General features: G+C 67.8%; 12 protein-coding genes and 1 pseudogene. 4 read left to right on the top strand and 9 right to left on the bottom strand.

The window, feature by feature from the left end; translation table 11 throughout:
- The first annotated feature begins 21 nt into the window (after positions 1–21).
- The 4 genes from gcvT to ACFWR9_RS07300 all read left to right on the top strand — a co-directional run bounded on the left by gcvT (position 22) and on the right by ACFWR9_RS07300 (position 4,404).
- On the top strand, positions 22–1,155 hold the full coding sequence (gene gcvT, locus ACFWR9_RS07315) for a glycine cleavage system aminomethyltransferase GcvT (protein ID WP_383836894.1): 1,134 nt from the start codon (positions 22–24) through the stop codon (positions 1,153–1,155).
- A 110-nt stretch (positions 1,156–1,265) separates the two neighbouring features.
- Positions 1,266–1,643, top strand: a complete 378-nt coding sequence (gcvH, locus tag ACFWR9_RS07310; RefSeq protein WP_122617587.1) for a glycine cleavage system protein GcvH — start codon at positions 1,266–1,268, stop codon at positions 1,641–1,643.
- Positions 1,644–1,657: 14 nt separating this feature from the next.
- Positions 1,658–2,938 (top strand): serine hydroxymethyltransferase, encoded by a 1,281-nt coding sequence (gene glyA, locus ACFWR9_RS07305; protein WP_383836891.1) that lies wholly within the window; start codon positions 1,658–1,660, stop codon positions 2,936–2,938.
- 98 nt (positions 2,939–3,036) lie between these two features.
- The gene (locus ACFWR9_RS07300) at positions 3,037–4,404 is read left to right on the top strand and encodes an L-serine ammonia-lyase (protein ID WP_383836888.1); all 1,368 of its coding nucleotides are present in this window, start codon (positions 3,037–3,039) and stop codon (positions 4,402–4,404) included.
- Between the two features lie 197 nt (positions 4,405–4,601).
- Here the strand turns inward: ACFWR9_RS07300 and ACFWR9_RS07295 are convergent.
- The 9 genes and pseudogenes from ACFWR9_RS07295 to ACFWR9_RS07255 all read right to left on the bottom strand — a co-directional run.
- Positions 4,602–4,814, bottom strand: a pseudogene (locus ACFWR9_RS07295) (trehalase-like domain-containing protein); the annotation flags it as partial.
- 49 nt (positions 4,815–4,863) lie between these two features.
- Entirely contained in the window at positions 4,864–5,376 is a 513-nt protein-coding gene (locus tag ACFWR9_RS07290; protein ID WP_383836885.1) for a hypothetical protein, read from the bottom strand.
- Positions 5,373–6,668, bottom strand: coding sequence for a molybdopterin-dependent oxidoreductase (locus ACFWR9_RS07285; protein WP_383836883.1), 1,296 nt, complete (start codon positions 6,666–6,668; stop codon positions 5,373–5,375). The genes ACFWR9_RS07290 and ACFWR9_RS07285 overlap by 4 nt, the downstream gene beginning before the upstream one ends.
- 311 nt (positions 6,669–6,979) lie before the next feature.
- Positions 6,980–7,519, bottom strand: coding sequence for a YkgB family protein (locus ACFWR9_RS07280; protein ID WP_383836880.1), 540 nt, complete (start codon positions 7,517–7,519; stop codon positions 6,980–6,982).
- Between the two features lie 648 nt (positions 7,520–8,167).
- Complete coding sequence (gene sbnA, locus ACFWR9_RS07275) at positions 8,168–9,253, bottom strand: 2,3-diaminopropionate biosynthesis protein SbnA (protein WP_383837193.1); 1,086 nt, start codon at positions 9,251–9,253, stop codon at positions 8,168–8,170.
- Positions 9,254–9,390: 137 nt separating this feature from the next.
- Complete coding sequence (gene sbnB, locus ACFWR9_RS07270; RefSeq protein WP_383836877.1) at positions 9,391–10,479, bottom strand: 2,3-diaminopropionate biosynthesis protein SbnB; 1,089 nt, start codon at positions 10,477–10,479, stop codon at positions 9,391–9,393.
- Positions 10,476–11,483, bottom strand: a complete 1,008-nt coding sequence (locus ACFWR9_RS07265) for a TauD/TfdA family dioxygenase (RefSeq protein WP_383836874.1) — start codon at positions 11,481–11,483, stop codon at positions 10,476–10,478. Before ACFWR9_RS07265 ends, sbnB begins: the two co-directional genes overlap by 4 nt.
- A 35-nt stretch (positions 11,484–11,518) precedes the next feature.
- Complete coding sequence (locus tag ACFWR9_RS07260; protein ID WP_383836871.1) at positions 11,519–14,809, bottom strand: amino acid adenylation domain-containing protein; 3,291 nt, start codon at positions 14,807–14,809, stop codon at positions 11,519–11,521.
- A gap of 73 nt (positions 14,810–14,882) precedes the next feature.
- On the bottom strand, positions 14,883–17,411 hold the full coding sequence (locus ACFWR9_RS07255; RefSeq protein WP_383836868.1) for a Pls/PosA family non-ribosomal peptide synthetase: 2,529 nt from the start codon (positions 17,409–17,411) through the stop codon (positions 14,883–14,885).
- Positions 17,412–18,116 lie beyond the last annotated feature (705 nt).

Here is an 18,116-nt window from a genome sequence, read left to right as displayed (position 1 = left end):
GTCCTGGGAGACGACCGACCGATGAGCAGTTCCACAACCCGCCGTACCGCGCTCGACGCCACCCATCGCGCGCTGGGCGCGACGATGACCGACTTCGCCGGCTGGGACATGCCCCTGCGTTACGCCTCCGAGCGTGACGAGCACGTCGCGGTGCGCACCCGGGCCGGTCTCTTCGACCTCTCGCACATGGGTGAGATCACCGTCACCGGGCCGCAGGCCGCCGCACTGCTGGACTTCGCGCTGGTCGGCAACATCGGCGGCGTGAAGCCGGGCCGCGCCCGCTACACCATGATCTGCCGCGAGGACGGCGGCATCCTGGACGACCTGATCGTCTACCGGCTGGCGGACGCCGCGGCCGGTTCTTCTCACTACATGGTCGTGGCCAACGCCTCCAACGCCCAGGTCGTGCTCGACGCGCTGACCGAGCGGGCGGCCGGTTTCGACGCCGAGGTGCGCGACGACCGCGACGCCTACGCGCTGCTCGCCGTGCAGGGCCCCGAGTCCCCGGGCATCCTCAAGAGCCTCACCGACGCCGACCTGGACGGTCTGAAGTACTACGCCGGCCTGCCCGGCACGGTGGCCGGCGTCCCGGCGCTGATCGCGCGCACCGGCTACACCGGCGAGGACGGCTTCGAGCTGTTCGTGAAGCCGGAGCACGCCGTGGAGCTGTGGCAGGCGCTGACCGGGGCGGGCGAGGGCGTCGGCCTCGTCCCGTGCGGCCTGTCCTGCCGGGACACGCTCCGTCTGGAGGCGGGCATGCCGCTGTACGGGCACGAGCTGACGACCGCGCTGACGCCGTTCGACGCCGGGCTCGGCCGGGTGGTGAAGTTCGAGAAGGAGGGCGACTTCGTCGGGCGCGCCGCGCTGACCGAGGCCGCCTCCAGGGCCGAGCAGAACCCGCCCCGCGTGCTGGTCGGCCTGGTCGCCGAGGGCCGCCGGGTCCCGCGCGCCGGATACCAGGCCGTCGCCGGCGGCGAGGTGGTCGGCGAGGTCACCTCCGGCGCCCCCTCCCCCACGCTGGGCAAGCCGATCGCCATGGCGTACGTCGACGCGGCGCACGCGGCACCGGGGACCGAGGGTGTGGGCGTGGACATCCGGGGCAGCCACGAGCCGTACGAGGTCGTGGCGCTGCCCTTCTACAAGCGCCAGAACTAGACACTGAGGGCGAGGGGCACCGGTCCCCGCGCGCGTCCTTGCTGCTCAACGACAGTGTCAGCAGTCCCCCCATTCATCAGCAGTCACCCGCGTACAGGAGAATTCAGGCCATGAGCAACCCCCAGCAGCTGCGCTACAGCAAGGAGCACGAGTGGCTGTCGGCCGCCGAGGACGGCGCCTCGACGGTCGGCATCACGGAGCACGCGGCCAACGCGCTCGGTGACGTCGTCTTCGTGCAGCTTCCCGAGGTCGGCGACTCGGTGTCCGCGGGCGAGACCTGCGGCGAACTGGAGTCGACCAAGTCCGTCTCCGACCTGTACTCCCCCGTCTCCGGTGAGGTCACCGAGATCAACGAGGACGTCGTCAACGACCCGTCGCTGGTGAACAGCGCTCCCTTCGAGGGCGGCTGGCTGTTCAAGGTCCGGGTCACGGACGAGCCGGGCGACCTGCTCTCCGCCGACGAGTACACCGCATTCGCGGGCGCCTGAGGAGTCACGTACGCATGTCGCTTCTGAACACACCCCTGCACGAGCTCGACCCCGACGTCGCCGCCGCCGTCGACGCCGAGCTGGACCGCCAGCAGTCCACCCTGGAGATGATCGCCTCCGAGAACTTCGCGCCCGTCGCGGTCATGGAGGCCCAGGGCTCGGTCCTGACCAACAAGTACGCCGAGGGCTACCCCGGCCGCCGCTACTACGGCGGCTGCGAGCACGTCGACGTGGTCGAGCAGATCGCCATCGACCGGGTCAAGGCGCTCTTCGGCGCCGAGCACGCCAACGTGCAGCCGCACTCGGGCGCCCAGGCCAACGCCGCCGCGATGTTCGCGCTGCTCAAGCCCGGCGACACGATCATGGGTCTGAACCTCGCCCACGGCGGGCACCTGACCCACGGCATGAAGATCAACTTCTCCGGCAAGCTCTACAACGTCGTCCCGTACCACGTCGGCGACGACGGCCAGGTCGACATGGCCGAGGTGGAGCGCCTCGCCAAGGAGACCAAACCGAAGCTGATCGTCGCCGGCTGGTCGGCGTACCCGCGTCAGCTGGACTTCGCCGCGTTCCGCAAGGTCGCGGACGAGGTCGGCGCGTACCTCATGGTCGACATGGCGCACTTCGCCGGTCTGGTCGCGGCAGGCCTGCACCCGAACCCGGTCCCGCACGCGCACGTCGTGACGACCACCACGCACAAGACCCTCGGCGGCCCGCGCGGCGGTGTGATCCTCTCCACGGCCGACCTGGCCAAGAAGATCAACTCCGCCGTCTTCCCCGGTCAGCAGGGTGGCCCGCTGGAGCACGTGGTCGCCGCCAAGGCCGTCTCCTTCAAGGTCGCCGCGAGCGAGGACTTCAAGGAGCGCCAGCGTCGTACGCTGGAGGGCGCCCGCATCCTCGCCGAGCGCCTGGTGCGGGACGACGCGAAGGCGGCGGGTGTCTCCGTCCTGACCGGCGGCACGGACGTCCACCTCGTCCTGGTGGACCTGCGCGACTCCGAGCTGGACGGACAGCAGGCCGAGGACCGCCTCCACGAGGTCGGCATCACGGTCAACCGCAACGCCGTCCCGAACGACCCGCGTCCGCCGATGGTGACCTCCGGGCTGCGCATCGGTACGCCGGCCCTGGCGACCCGCGGCTTCACGGCCGAGGACTTCGCCGAGGTCGCGGACGTGATCGCCGAGGCGCTGAAGGCGCCCTCTCCCTTCGGGGCCGCCGACGCGGAGGCGCTGGCGGCCCGGGTGAAGACCCTGGCCGACAAGCACCCGCTGTACCCGGGTCTGAACAACAAGTAGACACCGCGTGTTCGGGGCGCCGTGCCCGCCACAAGCGAGTCCGGCGCCCCGCCCCGAAGCACCACCCTCCGCACCACCCCCGTTCTGAGGAGACCCCCGTGGCCATCTCGGTCTTTGACCTGTTCTCGATCGGCATCGGCCCGTCGAGCTCGCACACGGTCGGCCCGATGCGCGCGGCCCGCATGTTCGCCAGCCGCCTGCGCAACGAGGAGCTGCTGGACTCCGTCGCCTCCGTCCGGGCCGAGCTGTACGGCTCGCTCGGCGCCACCGGCCACGGCCACGGCACGCCCAAGGCGGTGCTGCTCGGCCTGGAGGGCGACTCGCCGCGCACGGTGGACGTGGAGACGGCCGACGACCGCGTCGAGACGATCAGGTCCTCGGGCCGCATCCGCCTCCTCGGCGAGCACGAGATCGCCTTCTCCTACGACGACGACATGGTCCTGCACCGCCGCGAGACCCTCCCCTACCACGCCAACGGCATGACCCTGTGGGCGTACGACGCGCAGGGCGCCGAAGTGCTGACCAAGACCTACTACTCGGTCGGCGGCGGCTTCGTCGTCGACGAGGACGCGGTGGGCGCGGACCGCATAGTGCTCGACGACACGGTGCTCAAGTACCCCTTCCGCACCGGCGACGAGCTGCTGCGCCTTGCGCAGGACACGGGCCTGTCGATCTCCGCCCTGATGCTGGAGAACGAGCGGGCCTGGCGCGACGAGGACGAGATCCGCGAGGGCCTGCTGGAGATCTGGCGCGTGATGCGGGCCTGCGTGGACCGCGGCATGTCCCGCGAGGGCATACTCCCCGGCGGCCTGAAGGTCCGCCGCCGCGCCGCGAACACCGCGCGCAAGCTGCGTTCCGAGGGCGACCCGAAGGCCCTGGCCATGGAGTGGATCACCCTCTACGCGATGGCCGTGAACGAGGAGAACGCGGCCGGCGGCCGGGTCGTCACCGCCCCGACGAACGGCGCGGCGGGCATCATCCCGGCCGTCCTGCACTACTACGTCAACTTCGTCCCCGGCGCCGACGAGGACGGCGTGGTCCGCTTCCTCCTCGCGGCCGGCGCGATCGGCATGCTCTTCAAGGAGAACGCCTCCATCTCCGGCGCCGAGGTCGGCTGCCAGGGCGAGGTCGGCTCCGCCTGCTCGATGGCGGCGGGCGCCCTCGCCGAGGTGCTGGGCGGCTCCCCCGAGCAGGTGGAGAACGCCGCCGAGATCGGCATGGAGCACAACCTCGGCCTGACCTGCGACCCGGTCGGCGGCCTCGTCCAGATCCCGTGCATCGAGCGCAACGGCATGGCCGCCGTGAAGGCGGTCACGGCGGCCCGGATGGCGATGCGCGGCGACGGGTCCCACAAGGTCTCCCTCGACAAGGTCATCAAGACCATGAAGGACACCGGCGCCGACATGTCCGTGAAGTACAAGGAGACGGCGCGGGGCGGGCTGGCGGTGAACATCATCGAGTGTTAGGAGACCAGGCCCTGACCAGCGCGTTCGTTTCTTTCGGCGCTGTCAGGGCCTTCCCTGCTTACGCGGCGGAAAGTCCCTGGAACCTCCCTGGGACGCTTCAAGCGGGGTGCCGGTGTCATCCTGTGCTGGTGGTAAGCCACCTGTAGATCCACACCGCGTGCCGGCTGAGTGGCCGCGGCCTGGGCGAGGTAGCCGAAGAGGGTCTCCTCCACATACCGGCGGCTGACCTCAGCGGGGCCGGTGGGGCGGATCGACCAGTGGCCCACGTCCTCGTCGAGCAGTCGACCGAAGACTGCCGGACTGTCGAAACGAGGAAGACACAGCCAGTCGACGGAGCCATCGGTAGCGACCAGAGCGGCCGAACGACGGTCTGACAGCAGGGCGTAGTCACTGATCGGACGCGTACTCACAACAGCACCTGGCCGAACGGGACCGCACACCGCGTCTCGGATCCCGCGGTCACGGAGCGGGTTCCCTGTTCGGGTGCGGCTTGGGACTCGGCCGGGCGGGGCGCGACCACATACTGGCCAGCAACCACAGGGCGGCGAGGCCGAACAGTGCGGCGGTGATCAGTAGCCAGCGTCCCAGGAAGACGTTGTCCTGCAGGGCGGTGTACGCCGTGTAGTGGCCCACCCGCTCCAGAATCAGAGGGAACCAGGTCAGCAGCAGCACCCCCGAGATGAAGACGGGCACCCGGACGTAGTTGATCCGTCCACTCATCGGCCGGGGACGGTCGCTGTGGGCACTCTGCCCGCGACGGCGCAGTAGGGCCTGCGCGGCGCGGTCGGTGACCGTATAGAGGGGCAGCAGGACCAGGTCGTGGAGGAAGGCGGCTCCGACGAACCACACGAGGACGCCGATCGTGTCGCCGTCGAGCAGACGGATGCCCGCGTACACGGTGAGGGCGAAGGAACACAGCACCAGCAGCAGGTGCAGAGGTGACGTCCCGTAAACCTCCCGGATCCCTTTCATACCCTCTCCCCGAAGGTGAGGCGGGTGACCCACTTGGTGTTGTGCACCCCTGGGTTGGCCGGCACGATGACCCGCGCCGGATAGCCGTGATCCGGCGACAGGTCGGCTCCGTTGACCCGCAGTGCCAGCAGCGAGCGCGGATCGCGGACCTGATTGTCGCGCAGGGCGGCCGAGCGGAACGCCCCGCTTCGCTGGACGGATTCGACGAACACCCCCGGTGGCGGGCCGGAGAACCCGACGAGTGCGGCCAGATCGGCGAGCCGCACTCCGCTCCACTCCTGGTCGGACGTGGACCAGCCCTCCACACAGGCGATGGGCAGCGCCGCACCGTGCTGCGGCAACGCCAGGACCTGATCCCGGGTGAGAGTTCTTTCTCGGCCGCCACCGCGAACCACCAGACGCCACTGGTGGCCGATGTCCCGGGCGCGGATGCCCACGACGGCCGCGGTCTTGTTGATCTGAAAGCCGTTCGGACCCGGTCCCGGGTCCTGACCGCGTGGCGCAAGCAGCGCCGTGCCCCGCAGCCACCCGCCGACGCTCTGCCCCGCCGTCACCCCCAGCAGCACCAGCGAACCCGCGCCCACCATGCCCAGGGCGCCCCTCCTCGACATCGTCGGCTCGGCCGGGCGCGGGGACACCAGGCCGGTCTCGTCGGCTGGTTCCGGCTTCGTGCGGCTGATCGGCGTGCGCAGTTCCTTCCCCATGCTGCGGGCGCGCAGTGTCCGGACCACCAGGGGGATACGGAAGGCGACGTGGACGACGAAGGCGCCGATGAACACCCAGGATCCGTAGAAGTGCAGGACGTAGAAGGAGCCCGGGAAGATGTAGTCCAGCTGAATGTTGAGCACGCCGGTGGCGAACACGAACAAGGCGCCGCCGACGAGCAGCAGCAGAGACAGCCGCTCGAACGCCTGGCTGAGTGACTTCACCGGCGGCCAGGCGAACAGCCGGGGGATCACCGACCACAGCTTCGCCAGCAGTACGGGGATCAGCACGATGCCGAGGGTGACATGGATGCCCTGCGTGAGGCGGTACAGCCAGTACGGGCTTGTCGGCCAGGGGAACAGGTAGAAGCCGAGCCACCCCTTGTCGGGGGTCTGGTCATTGCTGGGCGCCAGATCCGGGTTGTAAGCGGCATAGGAGAGCAGCCCGGTCACGAACAGTACCGTGATACCGGCCAGCAGGACCGCACCCAGAACCGATGTCAGCCACGGCCCCCGCAGCGGACTACGCCAGAACTCCGGACGGGAGGGCCCGGCCGGCGGCCCCTCCCGCAGCACCGAGCTCAGCATCACTCCCACACCACCCGAGGCAGGCGGGGCCGTCGACCCTCGGCCACCGCCCCGCTCACGCCCCGCATCCGGTGTCGCGCCGCCCGCCTCGTCCCGACGCCGGCCCGGAGAGGCGTCGGGGCGAGGACTTGCCCGGTGCGGTTCGTCATTCCTGCCGTCTTCGTCACCCATGTGGACTCCTCAGTGGTTCATTGAAGCCGAAGGTAACGAATGAAATCGGATGATATACCCCTATCCTGCGTGTCGGCGTCATCTGTCACCGTGAGACCGCGGCGTCGCCCGGAACCGGCCGCACGGCGGGCGACGTCGCGTCAAGAGCGACCGGCGGCTCGCAGCGATTCGGCGAGCGTCAGAAGGGAAGCTCCGAGAAACACGGTGTCCTTGAGAAGGAACTGCCCGACCATGGAGAGCTTTGGAGTCTTGCGGTTCTCCTGCCAGGCCTCCGGCGTGGTCGCCAGGAAACTGAGAGTGGTGGCGAACATTCCAACGGCCCCGAGGCTGCCGAGCGCCGAGGCTCGGGGTGCGAACGGCTTGGCCGCGATCAGCGAGCCGATCGCGATCTCCGTCACCCCGATGAGTCGTGCCGTCTTCTGCTCGCCGAGCTTGTTGACGAGCGGCGAGAACAGCGGACTCGACGAGACCAGAGGATGGATGTTCTCCACCTCGTAGTCCTCGAACTTGAGCGCCCCGATCCATACGAGGTTCCCCACCAGCGCGGAGCGCAGAGTCCAGGCGCCCACGGACTGCAACGTGGAGGGTCGTGTTCCCATGATTGTCCTTTCGTGGCCATCGGATGTCGGCAGTGCATACGTGCGGCGCCGAAGCTGCCGGGTAGTGAGGTCGAGGGCCATGAACCTCCCTCCGCCGGAGCCGGCAGTCGCACCCAGCGTTACGCCGCCCGCCCACCCCCGCAAGGCGGAGCGCTGCGGGTGTACGCCATGACGACCAACGGGAGTTTCAGGAGCAGGACGCCTTCTCAGGAAGACCTGGCACCCGCCGCGTCCCCGCAACCGTCAAGCCCGCGAGAAGCGCCGTGCCGACTGCACGCCGGGCACCGCCAAGGCCCGGTCGCGCAGCATGAGCCTCACCGAGAAGCGCTCCAGTACGGTCCGCGTGTGGGCCTCGTCGGCCTGCGCCGGCGTGCTGAGCTTCCCCCGGCACCAGCCGCCCGGCCCGGCCCGAGGTGCGGCTCATCACGCGCGCGGGCGACTACTTCGAGTGCCCGGCGCGGTCTTGTACCGGTTGTCCCGTCATCGTGTATCCGCGCCTCGTGTAGCGACAGCGCCGAGCACGGGCCTGGTGGCGCCGCCATCGGAACGGTTCACCGAGTGGTCACGGTGCGCAGGACGGCGGCAGGGAACAGCTGCCAGCAGACGGCAGCGCTCGGCCGGCATGAGCGCCACGAGTCGCCAGTCGGTCTGCCCTTCCCGTTCAGGCGACTCCGGATCTGCTGCTTGAGCCGGCTCCGAACCTGGTCCTGAGACGATGCGTTGTACAACCTAGGCTTCTCGGTCTGGGTGCCCATGATGCTGATCACCGCCGCCGTCGCTGGTCTGCCGGTGGTGGCCTGGATGGCTTGCGTGGCTCGTTGGCAGAGCTCCGGCTGCCCAGGAAGCATCAGTCGCGGCATCGAAGTCGAGTACATTCTCGCCGTACAGATCCCGCAGCCAGTTGGATTGATAGATGGTGTCGAGATAGCGCTCGCCGAGGTCCGGAGCGATGGCCACCGCTGTCAGATCACGTGATTCGTGGTCGGCCAGCCAACGCATGGCGCCGCTGACGACCGTGCCGGTGGAGCCGCCGAACAGGAACCCACGTCTGGCCAGCCGGTGGCAGGCACGGACGGTGTCCGTCTCTTCCACGTGTATCACCTCGTCCACGTAGGACTCGTTGAGCAACGGCGGACGCATGCTCATGCCGAGTCCGGGAATCAGGCGGCGGCCCGGCGTACCACCGAAGATCACCGAGCCTGCGCTGTCCACGGCAACGATCCGCACCGGCCGGTGCCACTGGCGGAAGTAGCGTGCACAACCCATCAGAGTCCCGGTAGTGCCCACGCCGACGAACAGGACGTCCAGGCGCGGGAAGTGCCGGGCGATCTCCGGCGCCGTCTTGCGGTAGTGCGCTTTCCAGTTGTTCGGATTCGTGTACTGGCTGAGCCACACGTAACGGTCGTCGGAAGCGCACAGCGCCCGGACGTGGTCGATTCGTGCGGCCAGGAAGCCGCCGTTGGCACCCAGGTCGGCGACGGTGTGCACCCGGCTGCCCAGTGCTTCCATCAGGAGCCTGGTCGACAGGTTGCATCGGGAGTCCGTCACGCACAGAAACCGGTAGCCCTTGCTCGCCGCGATCACGCTCAACGCCACGCCGAGGTTGCCTGACGAGGATTCGACCAGGATCGACTCCGGCTTGATGAGTCCGTCCCGCTCGGCGGCCTCCACCATCTCGACGGCGGCCTTCAGCTTGATCGAGCCGGCGAAATTGAAGCCCTCACACTTCAGGAACAGCGAGTGCCCGAAGGTCGGCAGAAGGTCGACATAGAGCTCGGGTTCGTTGAAGGCGTGGGGAGCCGATATGACTGGCACGAGGTTCTTCTCCTCATCTGCATCGGCACGTTGGGAACCGTGCTTCAGGCCGCGGGGTGGACTCATGCGTCCGGGTTTCGTCGTGGACGGCGCCGGCCCGGCCGGATTTCCGGTGCCAGAGCTGAAGGCGCTGACGGTTACCCGTACCGGCGCAGTTCGTGGAAGAAGTCGTCGATGACGTGCAGTTCTTCGGAGCGGACCACCTCGTCGTAGACGTACTTGCCGACCGCGAGGTCGAGCACCCCGAGGCCGAAGGGCGAGAACACCACCGGCCGGCCATCCGGCAGCGTCACCCGCCCGGCCATCACGTCGTCCAGCGTGCCCAGCAGGAAGCTGCGGTCGCCCGTGAGCTGCTCGGCCAGATGGGGGGAGGTGTTGGCCTTCAGACAGTGCTCGACGTCATCGACGATGTTGGCCGAGGCGAGAATGATCTCCGGTGCGAGGTCGCGCAGCGACACGTGCAGAACCACGGGATTGTGCGAGAACCACGCGAGGTCGCTGACGTGCGGCGCACCTGCGACGGTGGCGAAGACCACCAGGTCGCTGCCGCGGATCAGTCCCTCGGCGCTGTCGTGCACCGTGATCCGGCCTGTGGTGCCCGACTGCTCGAGGTAGCAGCGGAACCCGGCCGCGCTGTCGGCGGAGAGGTCGTGCACGCCGATCTCGTCGAACGACCAGCCGCTGCCGGCCAGGAACGTGTGGATGTAGCGGGCGATCAGGCCCGTTCCGAAGAACCCGATGCGCGTGGGCCGGTCCCGGTTCCGGGTGAGCTGATCTGCGGCCAGAGCCGCTGACGCGGCCGTCCTGGTGGCGCTGATGATGGAACTCTCCAGGCAGGCGAAGGGATAGCCGGTGTCCTGGTCGTTGAGGATCAGCACGGCGGACGCCCTCGGGATGCCTGCCTGTACGTTCTCCGGGAAGCTGGAGATCCACTTCACGCCGTCCACCCGCAGGTCTCCGCCGATCGACGCGGGCAGCGCGATGATCCGGGAGGACGGGCGATCGGGGAATCGCAGGAAGTACGACGGAGGGTTCACCGAGTCACCGGCGCCATGCAGCCGGTAGGCCGCTCCGACCAACTCGATGATCTGCTTCTCGTGCCCCTGGAGCGCCTGCTGGACCTGGACACCGGAGATCACTGCGAAGGGCGGCACGACGTGAGGCTCGGCTGTCGCGGACGTCGGCACGGCGGTGGGGGCGGCGGCTGCAGGGCGGCTGATGGTCATCGGGCGGTCACCTCGGAGGTCGGCGTGCGGTCGGGGAGTCGCACCGGGTCGGCCATAGCGACGAGCACGTCGCGCGACCCCTCGAAGGGCTCCCGGCTGTGCGCGGTGCGGATGTTGTCGACGAGCATCAGGTCGCCGGCCTGCCACGGCTCGCGTGCGGTGTTGGCCTCGTAGACCTTGTTGAGCAGCTGGACCACGTCCTCGCCGATCGGGTCGCCGTTGCCGAAGCGCGTGTTGAAGGGCAGCCCGTCGGCGCCGTAGACCTCGACCAGGTACTCGCGGACTTCAGCGGCCATCGTCCACTCGTTGAGGAACGCGATCTGGTTGAACCAGCAGCGCCGACCGGTGATCGGATGGCGTACCACGGCGCTCCGAAGCTGCCTGGTGCGCAACGTGCCGTCAGGTTGCCAGTCGAGCTCGATGGCGTTGGCCCGGCAGTAGCTCTCGACGGCACCCCGGTCGTCGGTGCCGAAAGCCTCGGAGACGGACGAGCCGATCTCGTCGTTGTAGCTGCGGGTGAGTAGCCAGCCCTCCCGCTCGAAGCGGTCGGCCAACTCGGTGGGTAGTTGCTCCAGGACGGTCGCCGCGTCGGCCACTCCGGTCGCCCCGCCCTCGTCGGGCGCGGTCAGGCAGGCGAACAGCATCAGGGCGGGGACTTCCATCGTGTAACTCAGTTCGTGGTGCATGCACATCGGCTGGTTCGGCGGCCACTGCGCCGAGGAGTACACACGGTCCGCGTAGGTCCGTCGGGGTGCGAAGGCCTCCCGCTCCGTCATCAGCCCGGTGCTCAGCCGCTCGAAGACGGCGCTGGTCCCGGCCACGTCACGGAGCCCGAGGCCACGGATCAGGACGCAGCCGTGTTCGGCGACGACGGCGCGTAGCGCCTCCCGGTGCTTGGCTGCCCAGCTCGGCGCGGAGCCGGGGTTCTCGGTCCTCAGTATCGGAGGCCGGCCGGGCAGGAACTCGATGTCGTCGAGCGGCGACGCCGGGGATGTGGAGGGCATCTCGTTTCCTTTCGGTGGGCGGCTGTGGGTGCCGCTCAGGAAGAGGGCAGTAGTTCGGCGGCGTGGAGCACGGCCTGTGCTGTCTCGGTCGGACGCGTGCGCAGGAAGTAATGGCCGCCCTCCGCCAGTTCGTGGAGATCGACGCGTGCCGCGAGGAGCTCCCAGTCGCGGTGGCGCCGCTGGTGATCAGCGGTGACCGGGTCGTCGGTGGCGACGATCACGGTGACCGGTGCGGACAGCCTGGCCGAGGGTGGAGTGTCGAGGAGGTCCGCGAAATAGAGGTGTGCGGACACACAGTCATGCCGGTAGGCATCACTGACATGTTCGACGTGCTGCGCGTCCAGCTCATGGAGTCCGATGTAGCCGCTGTCCGCGCCCAGCTTCGTGGCGATCTCTGCGCTGCTCCGCCTCGTCAGCTCCGTTGCGGCGTCGTGTCGTTCAGAGGCTGTGCCGAGCAATTGCGCCCCGACAAAGACTCGCTCCACGTTGACCCCACCCTCTTCGAGCTGCCTGGCTGTCTCCAGGGCGAAGGCCGCGCCCGAGGAATGACCCCACAGCAGGATTCCGGGCAGGTGACGTCCGGTGATCTCGGCGACGACTTGCGCCACCACATCCGCCATCGGTACGAACGGCTCACGCTCGGCGGCATAGTCGTGACCGGGCAGCTCAACGGCGTGGACAGCGATTCCGCTGTCCCGCATCGCCCTGGCCATCGGCTGGAAGTTCACGGCGTTGCCGCCGGCGTAGGGGAAGCACACCAGGGCACGGGTCGGCGCATCATCCGGTTCGCTCAGGGACTGAAGCAGCCCGGTTCGCCGATCGGTCCTGCCGTCAACCAGCGCGGCCAAATCGGCGAGAACCGGATGACGGGTCACGTCCTTGAGCGACACCACGCGGTCCAGGGTGATCGCCAGTTTCACGGCAGACAGCGATGTGCCGCCCAGGTCGAAGAAATGGTCCCGTCGATCGATCTGGTCCTGCGGGATCCCGAGCACCTGCGTCCAGGCGACCGCCAGGCGCTGCTCGGTCGGCGTATCCGGCGCATGGCGGCTTTCCTCGCAGTCCTCGTCCGCGTGGAGTTCGCCGTCCAGTAGCGCAGTCAGGGCTCTCTTGTCGATTTTGCCATTGGCGGTCAGCGGCAGTCCTTCGCGCCAGTGGAAGGCCGACGGCACCATGTACTGCGGCAGCGACTCACTCAGCCGGTCCCGCAGGTCCTCGACCGGTAGCGACCCGGGGGCTGAGTAGAAGGCCACAAGATGCTTGCTCCGGTCGGGCCGCTCGGCAATCACCACCGCGCCGTCGCGGACACCGGGCACCCGCAGCAGGGTGTTCTCGATCTCGCCGATCTCGATTCGGAAGCCGCGGATCTTGACCTGGCTGTCACGACGTCCGAGGAACTCCAGCTTTCCCTCGGGCAGCCAGCGGCCGTGATCGCCGCTGCGATAGAGCCGGGCTCCCGCGCGATGCGGATCGGGCATGAACGCCTGCCGGGTCCGGTCAGGGTCGTTGACGTATCCACGACCCACGCAGACGCCGGAGAAGACGATCTCCCCGGGGGCGCCGAGCGGTACCGGTGACAGCTGCTCGTCGACGACATAGACGTGCACGTTGCTGACGGGGGGACCGAGCGGGACCCGTTCGCGGTCCGGCGCCCGGGACATGACCTCGTGGTTGGTGTCGTCGGAGGTCTCAGTCAGCCCGTACGCGTTGACCAGCTTGATGTCGGGTCCTGCCGCGAACCAGCGCTGCGTGAGCTCCTTCTTCAAAGCCTCACCGGTGACGGACACACAGCGCAGACCAGGCAGTTCGCGCGGGTGCTGTTCCAAGTATGTCAAGACGACTTCGAGGTACGAGGGTACGACTTGAAGCACAGCGACCCGGCCACGCTCGATCGTGTCGACGAATCGCTGGACGTCCAGGATCACCTCTTGTTCGACCAGGAGGGTCTGCCCGCCGACCAGGAGTGCGGACAACGCTTGCCACAGCGAGATGTCGAAGCACTGGGGGGCGGTCTGGGCGACCACCTGCCCTTCGTCGATCTCCAGGTCGTCGATCTTGGCGTAGAGGTGGTTGAGCATGCCCGCGTGCTCGCACATCGCACCCTTGGGCTCTCCCGTGGAGCCGGAGGTGAAGTAGATGTAGGCGAGTTGGTCCGGTCCGACGGCGATGCCCAGGTCGTCGTCGGCATGGCCCTCGTCGTACGCCGTGCCGGTGAGGAGCTTTGCGACTCCAGGCAGCGACTCCAGGGCCTGGTCGAGCGAGTCGGCGCTCCCGGGTTCGGTGAGCACGAGCCCGCACTCGGCGCGGGAGAGCATGGCCGCGATGCGATCGGCCGGGAAATGCGGCTCGACGGGCAGGTACACGCCTCCGGCCTTGAACACCGCGAGGACGGCCGCCATCCAGTCCAGGTTCCTCTCGGTCACCACCGCGACGGCACCTTCACGCCGCAGCCCCCGCGCCAACAAGGCTCGCCCCAGCTGGTTGGCGCGTGCGTCGAGCTCCCGGTAGCTCCATTGCCGGTCGCCGTGAACGGCAGCCACGGCATCCGGGTGTACCCTCACCCGCTGCTCGAACAGCTCGTGCACCCGGGCGTTCGGCAGGGCACGGCGCGGTCCGGCCAGGCCTTCGAGCTGGAAGCGGACTTCCTCGGCGGACAGCAGGCTCTGCCGCGCGTGCTCGGCGTCCGGGTCTGCGGCGATGAGCGCGAGCACGGTGAGGTAGTAGCCGGCGATCCTGGCGGCGCAGTCAGCGTCGAGAACATCGGTCCGATATCGCAGTCGCAGCGTGGGGTTGCCACCGGGCTCCGAGAACCCCACCCACAGCACGGTGTCTCCGGCCGGACAGGCCCCTACGCCCGTCGGACCGGGATCGAAGGCGCCACGTGGATCGAAGACGGTTTCCAGAGACGGTTCGGTCAGGTTCAGTTCCCGCATGAGTTCTTCGACCGGGAAGTCCTTGTGCGACAGCAGTTCCGACACGGCGCGCTGGGTGCCCACCAGCAGCGCCCGCCATGACCTTGGCGCTGTCGTCAGCCGGCAGGGCAGCGGTCGGCCGCCCTCATCGGCGAGGTAACCGGAGATGACGTCGTGCTCGCCGGACAGCGCGGCGAGGACCTTGGCGTGCGTAGCCAGCAGCACGGAGCCGAGCGGCACCGTGAGGTCCTTCGCCAACCGGCGCAAGGCGTCCATGACGTCATCCGGGACCGTGGCCACGTGTTCGTCCATGCCCGCCGTCGGACGGAGCGTCCACCGGGGGATCGTGGTGGATCCGCCGGCGACGAGCACACTGCGCCAGAACTCCCGGTCCCCATCCACTCGCGTTCCCATCGATCGGTCCCCTCTCGCTTGCCGTAGCCACCATGTCTGTCGCCCAGACCGTCCGCCGACCGGGCTGGTCCTGCTACACCTGCCGGGCCGGCGCCGCCTGCTGCCCGGGGGCCTCTCTCATTTCCGTAGCGGGGTTTCCGCCCCACCGCGCGTGCTCCGGGACCTCCTCGCCCTTCATAAGGAAGGAGTCGGGAGCGAGCGCAGCGCCATCACCCATCGTCACGCCGTAGTGAACGTGGGCGCCGACACCGACCGTGCACCCGTCGCCGATCGTGCTGCGGTCGGACTTGAAGGTGCCGTCCTCCTGCGAGTGGCACTGGATCTTGCTCCCGGCATTGAGGGTGCAGTCGTCCCCGATGGTGGTGAGCATCCGCTCCGTCAGATAGCAGCCGTCGTCGAAGACTCTGCTGCCGAGCCGAACACCCAGGAGCCGCCAGATCACGTTCTTGAAGGGGGTGCCGTTGAAGACGTTGAGGTACTCGTCAGGCACCTTCCAAAGGCGCTCGTGCCACCAGAAATACGGGTCGTAGATGGAGCACAGGTGTGGTCGCAGCCCGCGGAAGGCCACGATGGCACGCTCCACCAGCACGAAATAGAGAGGGGTGAAGAACAGACCGAAAACCAGGAACCCCGCGACCGCCAAGTATCCCAGGGAGCCATACAGTTCGACATCCGCGAAAGCGACAGCCGTGAGAACGAAGACATAGAACCACCGCACGAACAGGAAGAGAACCATCGACCGGATGTTGTAGCGGTTCTTGGCGGCGAGGTTACGGGAAATCTCGTCCCCGGTCCGCATGTGATCAAACCTGGAGTCACGCTCCACCGACCGGGGAATCTCGAAGCACGGTGAGCCCAGGAGTCCCACACCCTCGCGTATCTGCCCATCGAGCGGAACCATCACCTTCGTCGCGAGGAGGCAGTTGTCACCCGTCCTGGCTCCCGAAGGATAGACAATGTTGTTCCCAAGGAAGTTGCGCCGCCCAATCGAGGCCCTGGACACACGGAAAGACGTACTCGAGAAGTCGGCATTGACGATCGACAGGCCGTCCGCGACCATCGTGCCGCTGCCCACAGAGCACAGATACGGCGTCTCGTGCTGCACCTCCGTGCCAAAATTCGACCCGGTTTGCTCCACACGCGACAGGTCATACCCGAGGCCGCGCAGATAATGAACGATGTAGGAACTGTCACCGAAGAGCCACTTGAAGAACTTCACGTTGGTGATGCGTGCGATCGCCCGGTGTGTCGAGTAATGGAAACCGTACAACGGATAAACCTTGTCCGGCTTGATGACCAGATGGAGCAGACGCGGAACGGTGAACAGAACGACAAGCCCAACAACGACGAAGCCGAAGAATCCAACACAGGACACGATCAGCGCATCAACGTAAAGCGCCGCCGACGCGAGCCCAGCCGCGCCGGAAAGCCGATCGCTCATCCCCGGAGCCTGCGTCAGCAGAATGTACGGGGCTCCGACGACAAGCGGCACAGCGAGGAAGAACAGCTGACCTACCGTGGTGAGGCCGAAACCGACCCGCCGCAGGGTGCCGCACTTGGCAGGTGGGACCCTCACGTAGTCGAGATCCGTGCGCTGCGCCGGGGACCCGTGCCACCGCTGACCGCTCGAAACCGACTGGCCGCTGTACAGGGAGGACGAATGGCCCAGCTGCGCCCCGTCGCCCATCGACGTGCCGATGTCGAGCACGGTCTTCTCACCGATGAACACATCCCGACCAAGGGTGACCGAGCCCGTCTGGATACGGCCGGCGTGCGCCCGGTAGCAGAGCAAGTACGACTCCTTTCGGATCACCGTGCCGGCACCGATCGTCAGTAGATCGGTGCAGACCGGGACGCTGCGGGAGAGAATCGTGACACCCTTGCCGATTCGTGCACCCAGGGCCCGGAGGTAGAGCACGTACAGGGGATTGCCGACGAAGAAGACCATCGGGTTGGCGTGGAGCAGTACCTTGACGGTCCAGAAGCGCAGATATTCGGAACCCCAGACCGGGAATTCGCGTGATTTCCACCGACCGATAAGGATCCATTTCGCCGCGATCGGGAAAGTGCATGCGCCGACGAAGGCGCTCCCACCGAAGATGACCGACCGCAGGTAGAGTTCCGTCATATTCGAGCCGGCGGACACCCATGCATAGCCGCGGGCGGCAACAAGTCCAGCAAGGAAGGAATATCCCAGGAAAAGCAAGAACTGAAGGATTCCGCAGAGTGTGTAGTGACGCGTACCGAGGGCAGTCACCGCTTCCGACGATGCCGGTGCCGAGGCCGGCGGATTGACGGGTGCGGGTGCGGAAACGGTTCCGTGGGTGGCGGTGTCGGTGAGCGCCGCCGCCAGACCGCGGATCGTGGGGTAGCGGTAAATGTCCTTGATCGACACTGCAGGCAAGTCCGCCCGCTTCCTGACGCGTGCACAGAACTTCGCCATCACCAGTGAGTTGGTGCCAAGGTCATCGAAGAAATGGTTGTCGACCGATACGTGCTCGACGCACACAACATCCGCAAGCACCTCGGCGAAGATCCGTTCGATGTCTTTCGACGGTCGGTCCGGCACAGCCGTCAGGGATTCGGCAGGGTTCTCCAGCATGCGGGCTCCTTGAAAAGGCGTGATCATCACCGGCCGATGCGACCGAAGCCCCGCATTCGTCGCCGAAGCGCCGCGCCCAGCGCCAAGTAGTCAGCGCAGCAGACGGGGAAATTCGGACGCCGGGAGCGCGTATTCACGCTCCCGAAACATCCCGCTTCAGTCTCCTTTGTCCTCTGTCGGGGCGCCACTCGGCTCGGAGCCGGCAGCACAAGCCGAGGGCGTGACGGCATCGGCAGGCGCAGTTACACGGGCCTCGGCGCCGGGCGAGTGGTCCAGGCGCTGTTACTGCTTATGGGTGAGTAGAGCCGCGCGGCAGGACAGCCACGCTGTTTCCAAAGTCGCGGCTGGACTCTCCACTGCCTGGTCGACATGTGCGAACCCGTAAGCAAGGACAGGCCGTCGGCCCAGGCAGAATTGCGGGCGATGGGGCGCTTGAGGGCTGGCCCGAGAGTCCTCTGCCCTGCGACACATAGCGGCCGAACCGCGGATGCGGCGATGTCCTCAGGCCACGAAGCGATGTGTCGTGCGCCAACAGTGTGTGGGTGCGTCACCGGGTAGCCCGGCCGCCCCCCCGCGGAGCGTGCGACAGCCGGCTGCGCCGGTTCATGCCGTTCGTCTGCGTGACGGACTCCCGCTGCAACCTGACCACCCGGCTGATGATGGAAGCCCTGGGCAGCCAGGTGCACGTCGTCTCCGACGAGCACA

Source organism: Streptomyces sp. NPDC058534, from assembly GCF_042717365.1.
In the GTDB taxonomy this organism is placed as follows: Bacteria; Actinomycetota; Actinomycetes; order Streptomycetales; family Streptomycetaceae; genus Streptomyces.
The sequence above is the reverse complement of the archived record's forward strand: the minus strand, read 5'-3'. Positions and strand labels throughout refer to the sequence as shown.

Excerpts from the sequence above, each read along its gene's own strand:
- gcvT (WP_383836894.1), top strand. The coding sequence starts at position 22 with ATGAGCAGTTCCACAACCCGCCGTACCGCGCTCGACGCCACCCATCGC.
- gcvH (WP_122617587.1), top strand. The coding sequence starts at position 1,266 with ATGAGCAACCCCCAGCAGCTGCGCTACAGCAAGGAGCACGAGTGGCTG.
- glyA (WP_383836891.1), top strand. The coding sequence starts at position 1,658 with ATGTCGCTTCTGAACACACCCCTGCACGAGCTCGACCCCGACGTCGCC.
- ACFWR9_RS07290 (WP_383836885.1), bottom strand. The coding sequence starts at position 5,376 with ATGAAAGGGATCCGGGAGGTTTACGGGACGTCACCTCTGCACCTGCTG.
- ACFWR9_RS07285 (WP_383836883.1), bottom strand. The coding sequence starts at position 6,668 with ATGCTGAGCTCGGTGCTGCGGGAGGGGCCGCCGGCCGGGCCCTCCCGT.
- ACFWR9_RS07280 (WP_383836880.1), bottom strand. The coding sequence starts at position 7,519 with ATGGCCCTCGACCTCACTACCCGGCAGCTTCGGCGCCGCACGTATGCA.
- sbnB (WP_383836877.1), bottom strand. The coding sequence starts at position 10,479 with ATGACCATCAGCCGCCCTGCAGCCGCCGCCCCCACCGCCGTGCCGACG.
- ACFWR9_RS07265 (WP_383836874.1), bottom strand. The coding sequence starts at position 11,483 with ATGCCCTCCACATCCCCGGCGTCGCCGCTCGACGACATCGAGTTCCTG.
- ACFWR9_RS07260 (WP_383836871.1), bottom strand. The coding sequence starts at position 14,809 with ATGGGAACGCGAGTGGATGGGGACCGGGAGTTCTGGCGCAGTGTGCTC.
- ACFWR9_RS07255 (WP_383836868.1), bottom strand. The coding sequence starts at position 17,411 with ATGCTGGAGAACCCTGCCGAATCCCTGACGGCTGTGCCGGACCGACCG.